5 protein-coding genes are annotated in these 6,893 nt (G+C 73.9%); 2 read left to right on the top strand and 3 right to left on the bottom strand.

Annotated features, from left to right (window positions below):
- Nucleotides 1–224: 224 nt before the first annotated feature.
- From MWU57_RS14625 to MWU57_RS14615, 3 genes are read right to left on the bottom strand one after another with little or no spacing between them, the layout of a single operon-like run.
- Nucleotides 225–1,217 carry a MaoC/PaaZ C-terminal domain-containing protein gene (locus MWU57_RS14625; RefSeq protein WP_246910095.1) on the bottom strand — a complete coding sequence of 331 codons (993 nt, stop codon included), beginning with the start codon at nucleotides 1,215–1,217 and terminating at the stop codon, nucleotides 225–227.
- Nucleotides 1,214–2,560, bottom strand: coding sequence for a 3-oxoacyl-ACP reductase (locus MWU57_RS14620; RefSeq protein WP_246910092.1), 1,347 nt, complete (start codon nucleotides 2,558–2,560; stop codon nucleotides 1,214–1,216). The genes MWU57_RS14625 and MWU57_RS14620 overlap by 4 nt, the downstream gene beginning before the upstream one ends.
- A gap of 16 nt (nucleotides 2,561–2,576) precedes the next feature.
- On the bottom strand, nucleotides 2,577–3,932 hold the full coding sequence (locus MWU57_RS14615; RefSeq protein WP_246910088.1) for an acetyl-CoA C-acetyltransferase: 1,356 nt from the start codon (nucleotides 3,930–3,932) through the stop codon (nucleotides 2,577–2,579).
- A gap of 91 nt (nucleotides 3,933–4,023) precedes the next feature.
- Between MWU57_RS14615 and MWU57_RS14610 the strand changes: the two genes are divergently transcribed.
- Nucleotides 4,024–4,749 (top strand): TetR/AcrR family transcriptional regulator, encoded by a 726-nt coding sequence (locus MWU57_RS14610; RefSeq protein WP_106264607.1) that lies wholly within the window; start codon nucleotides 4,024–4,026, stop codon nucleotides 4,747–4,749.
- The gene (locus MWU57_RS14605; RefSeq protein ID WP_106264609.1) at nucleotides 4,749–6,860 is read left to right on the top strand and encodes an acyl-CoA dehydrogenase; all 2,112 of its coding nucleotides are present in this window, start codon (nucleotides 4,749–4,751) and stop codon (nucleotides 6,858–6,860) included. Before MWU57_RS14610 ends, MWU57_RS14605 begins: the two co-directional genes overlap by 1 nt.
- Nucleotides 6,861–6,893 lie beyond the last annotated feature (33 nt).

The following is a 6,893-nucleotide window of genomic DNA, read 5'->3' as shown; positions in this document are numbered from 1 at the left end:
GGGGGGGGGGGGGGGGTCATGGAGATGTTGCCGACGTGGATGCTGCCGGGAGGCCTCATCGTGCTCCCGCTGCTCGTGGTCGCCCTGGTGGGGTTCGTCTGGTTCATGGTCCTGCTGTGGCGGGTCCGGAACCGTCCCGGCCTCGCCGGTGCGACGTAGCGGAGGGTCGTGCTTCAGCACCTGAAGCATGACCCTCCACGACGTCGCCGGCACGGACGTGCCGATCAGAGCGGCGTGACCGTCCCGGAGAAGTGCTTCTGCCGACGCCGACCGTTCCAGCCGACGTACTCGAACTCGTCCTCCTCCTGGGTGACCGCGAGGTCCACCGTCCCGGGCAGGAGCACCGGCTTGGCGAACTCCACCGTCCACCGGTAGGCGTCGCCGCGCTGGTGCCCGACGTCGGCCAGCGCCCGGGCGGCGGTGTACATACCGTGGGCGATCGCCCGCGGGAACCCGAAGGCCTTCGCCGACAGGGCTGACAGGTGGATGGGGTTGCGGTCGCCGGACACGGCGCCGTAGGCGCGGCCCGTGCCGGGGCCGAGCGCCCAGCGCCCTGTCGGCAGCGGCAGGTGCCACTCCGCGCGGGGCTCGTCGTCGGCCGCCGGGGCGTCCGGCAGGGAGAAGCCCTTGGCGAGGTACGTCGACACCCCGCGCCACACGGGCCGCTCGGCCGGGTCGCCGCCGTCGCGCCGGATCTCCCCGACGAGGTCCACCTGGACACCTCGCCGGTGCGGGCGCAGGTTCTCCGCCCAGGCCCGCACCTCGAGGGCGTCCCCGAGCCGGACGGGGCCGCGCAGCTCCACGGCGTTGTGCAGGTGCACCATGCCGAGCAGGGGCAGCGGGAAGTCGCCGCGCACCATGACCGCCGTGGCCAGCGGGAACGCCAGCACGTGCAGGTAGCCGGCGGGCAGGACGTCGCCGACGGGTTCGTGCAGCAACCGCTGGTACTCGTGCAGGTGCCGACCGAGACCGGCGGTCGACACGCCCGCGACGCGGTACGCGACGTCGGGCAGCGTGAGCGGGCCGCCGTCGTGGTCCGTGTCCGACGGCGACCGCCCGGCCCCGATGACGGGCAGCCCGGGCAGGGCGCGGCCGGCGGCGATCCGGCCCGACGCCGCAGCGCCCCGCGCGTAGAGCCCGCCGAGCCCCGGGAGGCTCGGCTGGGTCTCGACGCGGAGCGCCGTGCCGTCGCCGGTCCGCAGGGGTTCGGCCGTCACTGGCCCACCATGTGCTGGCCGCACACCCGCAGGACCTGGCCGTTGACGCCGGCGGCCGCGGGGGAGGCGAGGAACGCGATGGCCTCGGCGACGTCGACGGGCTTGCCGCCCTGGGCGAGGGTCGGCAGCCGGCGGGCCACCTCGCGGGTGGCGAACGGGATCGAGGACGTCATGTCCGTCTCGATGAAGCCGGGTGCGACGGCGTTGGCCGTCCCGCCCTGCGCGGCGAGCAGGGGAGCGGTCGCCCGCGTGTGCCCGATGACGCCCGCCTTGGAGAACGCGTAGTTCGACTGCCCCTTGTTGCCGGCGATGCCCGAGGTGGACGCGAGGGAGACGATGTGCAGCCCTTCCAGCCCGGCAGCCAGGAGGGACTCGTTGATCCGCAGCTGCGCGGCCAGGTTGACGGCGACGACCGACTCCCACTGGCCCGGCTTCATGTTGGCCAGCAGCTTGTCGCGCAGGATCCCGGCGTTGTGCACCACGATGTCGAGCGCGCCGTGGCGCTCGCGGGCGTGGGCGAGGATGCGCTCGCCCGCGTCGTCGGCGGTGACGTCGAGCTGCAGCGCGGTGCCGCCCACGTCGTTGGCGGTGCGGCTGAGGCCCTCGCCCGCGGCGGGGACGTCCACGCAGACCACGGTGGCGCCGTCGCGGGCGAGCGTCTTCGCGATGGCCGCCCCGATGCCGCGGGCGGCCCCCGTGACCACGGCGACCTTGCCCGCCAGCGGGCGGTCGGTGGTGAGGTCGGTCCCGACGGGGCCGGCGGGGCCGACGCGCAGGAGCTGGCCGTCGACGTACGCGCTCTTGGCCGACAGGAAGAACCGCACGGTGGCGAGCGTCGACGGGGCGTCGACGGCCGTGCCGTCGGTGAGCACCACGCCGTTGCCCGTGGATCCGCCGCGCAGCTCCTTGGCGAGCGAGCGCAGGAACCCGTCCACACCGTTCCGCGTGGCGGCCAGGGCGGGCGAGTCGCCGTCGACCGGGGCGCGCGAGACCGTGAGGACGCGGCCGTTCGGCGCGAGGCTGCGCAGCACGGAGCCGACGGCGAGGACCGGCTCGGCGAGGTCGGTGGGGTGGGCCGCCTCGGTGACCACGAGGAGCACGGCTCCCCAGCGGACGTCGTCCGTGGGCTGGCGGCGCACGTCGACGTCCCAGGCGAGGAGCGCCTGGGCGAGCGCGTCGGCGTCGGCCTTCGAGGCGCCGTCGGCCACCACCAGCACGGGCCCGACGGTGAGCGGGTCGCCGGCGCGGTAGCGGCGCAGGATGGCGGGGCGGGGCAGGCCGAGCTTCTTGGCGAGCGTCTTGGTGAACCCGGAGTTGACGGCCTGGGTGTAGCGGTCGGTCATCGGTTTCCTTCCCGGGTCAGACGGACTCGACGACGGCGGTGGCCCCGAGGCCGCCGGCGGCGCAGACGGAGATGAGGGCGCGGGCGGGCCTGCCCGTCTCGGCGGCGCGCTGCGCGACGAGCTTGGCGGCGGTGGCGACGATCCGTCCACCGGTGGCGGCGAAGGGGTGCCCGGCGGCCAGCGACGACCCGTTGACGTTGATCTTGGCGCGGTCCACGGTGCCGAACGCGCCGGCGAGACCGAGCTCGTTCTTGCCGTAGTCGACGTCCTCCCACGCGGCGAGCGTGGTCAGCACCGTCGAGGCGAACGCCTCGTGGATCTCGAAGAAGTCGATGTCGTCGAGGGTGAGCCCGTTGCGGGCGAGGAGCCGGGGCACGGCGTGCACCGGGGCCATGAGCAGGCCCTCGTGACCGTGCACGAAGTCCACGGCGGCGGTCTCGGCGTCGACGAACCGGGCGAGGACCGGCAGGTCGTGGGACTCGGCCCACTCGCGGGAGCCGAGGAGCACGGTGGAGGCGCCGTCGGTGAGCGGCGTGGAGTTGCCGGCGGTCATCGTCGGCGGTGTCTCGAGCGACCTGCCGAACACGGGCTTGAGGCTCGCGAGCTTCTCGATCGAGGTGTCCGCGCGGAGGTTGTCGTCGCGGGTCAGCCCGCGGAACGGGGTGACGAGGTCGTCGAAGAACCCGGCGTCCCACGCGGCGGCGAGGTGCTGGTGGCTGGCGAGCGCGATCTCGTCCTGCGCCTCGCGGGCGATGCCCCAGCGGGCGGTGGTGATCGCCTGGTGCTCGCCCATGGACAGCCCGGTGCGGGGCTCGTCCGTGGCGGGCGTCAGCGGCTTGAGGTCACCGGGACGGAGCGCGGCGAGCGCCTTGGCGCGGGCCTGCCAGGTCTTGGCGTGCTGGGCCTCGAGCAGCGCGCGGCGCAGGCCCTCGCTGACGGCGATCGGCGCGTCGGAGACGGTGTCGCTGCCGCCGGCGACGCCGGACTCGATCTGGCCGAGGCGGATCTTGTTGGCGACGTTGATGGTCGCCTCGAGGCCGGTCGCGCAGGCCTGCTGGAGGTCGAAGGCCGGTGTGGCGGGGGACAGGGACGAACCGAGCACCGACTCGCGGACCAGGTTGAAGTCGCGGGAGTGCTTGAGCACGGCCCCGCCGACGACCTCGCCGAGCCGTTCGCCCTGGAGGCCGAACCGGGCGACGAGTCCTTCGAGGGCGGCGGTGAACATCTCCTGGTTGGACGCGTCCGCGTACTTCTTCCCGGCGCGCGAGAAGGGGATGCGGTTGCCGCCGACGACGACGGCGTCACGGACGGTCTGCGGCTGGGCGGCTGCGCCACCGGCCGCGGGGGCGCTGGTCTTCTGGCGAGTAGCCACTGCGGTGCTTCCTTACACTCCGACGGGTACAGGTGGTACTCACAGTACCTGATACTCTGAGTTTCGTGAGACGAGTCGTGAGGGGTGACCGATGACGGTCGCAGCACAGGGGACGCAGTCCCGCCCGAGGCCTGACGGCCGGTCGACCCGCTGGGACGATCATCGTGCCCAGCGGCGGACCTCGCTCGTGCGCGACGCCCGTCGGGCCATCCACGAGCTCGGCCCCGGCGCCTCCATGGACGAGATCGCGACCGCCGCCGGCACCTCCAAGTCGATCTTCTACCGGTACTTCGACGACAAGGCCGGGCTGCGGCTCGCCGTCGCCGAATCCGTCGTGGCGGGCATGCACCGGCGGCTCGCCGAGGCCGCCCACGAGGCGCCGACGCCGCACGCCGCCCTGCGGGCGATGGTGCGCGTCTACCTGCAGACCATCGAGGGCTCGCCCCACGTGTACTGGTTCGTCACCCGCACCGCCATCGGCGGCAACGTGCCCGACGACGGCGGGTCCGGCCGGGTGGAGGCGCTCGGCGCCTACCTGGACTCGGTCATCACGCTGGTCGCCGAGCCGGCCGCGCAGGCCGCCGGTGTCCCGGAGCCGACGGCGGCCGCCTGGGCGGCCGGTGCGGTCGGCTTCGTGCGAGGCACCGGCGAGTGGTGGCTCGGCCACACGCTCGCCGCAGGACTCACGCGCGAGGAGCTCACGGACCAGATCACCACCTGGCTGTGGAACGGACCCGTCGGGGTGCTGCACCACGGCGCCACCGGCCGGTCCGCGGAACCCACGGACACATCCACCACCGAGAAGCAGGAGCCCTGATGACGACGACGTCCGACCGCCCCGCGGCCGACCACGCCAGCACCGCCTCCGCGAGCCGCCCCTCGGCGAGCGACGCGGAGGCCCGGATCGATGTCGACGGCCTGACCCGGCTGCTGCTGGGCCGCTGGCCCGCCGAGCGTCGCGCGGCCCGAGACCGCTCCGCCGACCCGCGGTTCCACAAGGACGAGACGCTGACGCCGGCCGAGCACCGCGAGCGCACCCTCGAGCAGATGCGCGAGATGGTCGCCGACGACGACAAGATCACCTGGCTGGCGTTCCCCGAGCGCATGGGCGGCCGGGACCAGCCCGGCGCGAACCTCGCCTGCTTCTCCGAGCTGGTCGCGGCCGACCCGTCGCTGCAGATCAAGGCCGGCGTGCAGTGGGGCCTGTTCGGTGCGGCGATCCTGCACCTGGGCACGCCCGAGCAGCAGGACCGCCTGCTTCCCGGCGCGATGGACCTGACCGTCCCGGGCGCCTTCGCCATGACCGAGACGGGGCACGGCTCCGACGTCGCCTCCATCGGCACCACGGCGACGTACGACCCGGAGACCGAGGAGTTCGTGCTCGACACCCCGTTCCGCGGCGCGTGGAAGGACTACCTCGGCAACGCGGCCCAGCACGCCACCGCCGCCACGGTGTTCGCCCAGCTCATCACGAACGGTGTGGACCACGGCGTGCACTGCTTCTACGTGCCGATCCGCGAGACGAACGCCGACGGCAGCGCCGGTGCGTTCCTCCCGGGCGTCGGTGGCGAGGACGACGGCCTCAAGGGCGGGCTCCGCGGCATCGACAACGGGCGCCTGCACTTCAGCGGCGTGCGCGTCCCGCGCACCGACCTGCTGGCCCGCTACGGTTCCGTGGCCCCGGACGGTACCTACTCGTCGCCGATCGACAGCCCCGGGCGTCGCTTCTTCACCATGCTGGGGTCGCTCGTGCAGGGCCGCGTCTCGCTCGACGGCTCGGCCGTCAACGCGGCCAAGATCGGGCTCGCCATCGCCGTGAAGTACGGCGCCGAGCGGCGGCAGTTCGCCGGCCCCGGCGTCGACGAGATGGTGGTCCTGGACTACGCGACGCACCGCCGCCGCCTGTTCCCGCGGATCGCGGAGGCGTACGCCGGGCACTTCGCGAACGAACGCCTCCTCGACCTGTTCGACGACGTCTTCTCCGGCGAGCACGACACCCCGGAGAACCGTGAGGACCTGGAGACGACGGCGGCGGCCCTGAAGTCGACGTCGACGGCGTTCGCGCTCGACACGCTGCAGGAGTGCCGCGAGGCGTGCGGCGGCGCCGGGTTCCTCACCGAGAACCGCATCACGTCGCTGCGTGCCGACCTCGACGTGTACGCCACGTTCGAGGGCGACAACACCGTGCTCGCGCAGCTCGTCGCCAAGCGGCTGGTCGGCGACTACGGGCGCGAGCTCAAGGGCGCCACGAAGACGCCGGCGGGCATGGCCCGGTTCGTCGTCGAGCGGGCCACGGACGCCGCGCTGCACCGGACCGGCCTGCGCCGGGTGACGCAGGCGATCGCCGACGTCGGTGACCCGCGCCGGGCGGCCGGGCACCTGCGCGACGCCGAGACCCAGCGCGAGCTGCTCGCCGACCGGGTGGCGACGATGGTCGAGGACGTGGCCCTGGCGCTGCGGCCCGCGCAGAAGGCCGCTCCTGCCGAGGCGGCGCGGATCCTGGACCAGAACCAGGTGGCGCTCGTCGAGGCGGCGAAGGCGCACGCCGACCTGCTGCGCTGGGAGGCGTTCACCGACGCCCTGCCCTCGATCGAGGACGCCCACACGCGTCGCGTGATGACGTGGGTGCGGGACGTCTTCGGGCTCACCGTCATCGAGCGCAACCTCACCTGGTACCTGCTGCACGGCCGGCTCTCCGACCAGCGCGCCCGCACGGTGACCGCGTACGTCGACCGGCTGCTGCTGCGCCTGCGCCCGCACGCCGTGGACCTGGTCGACGGCTGGGGGTTCGGCCAGGAGCACCTGCGCGCGAAGATCGCCTCGGGGGCGGAGGCCGAGCGGCAGGCCGAGGCCCGTGCGTACTACGCGGCCCGGCGCGCGAGCGGCGAGGCGCCGGTGAGCGAGAAGTCCCTGAAGAAGAAGCGCTGAACCACCGGCGGAGCGGCCCGTCGCGGGCTGCTC

This window comes from Isoptericola sp. S6320L (assembly GCF_023015685.1).
Taxonomy (GTDB): domain Bacteria; phylum Actinomycetota; class Actinomycetes; order Actinomycetales; family Cellulomonadaceae; genus Isoptericola; species Isoptericola halotolerans_A.
This window is presented reverse-complemented; position numbering and strand designations above follow the sequence as displayed.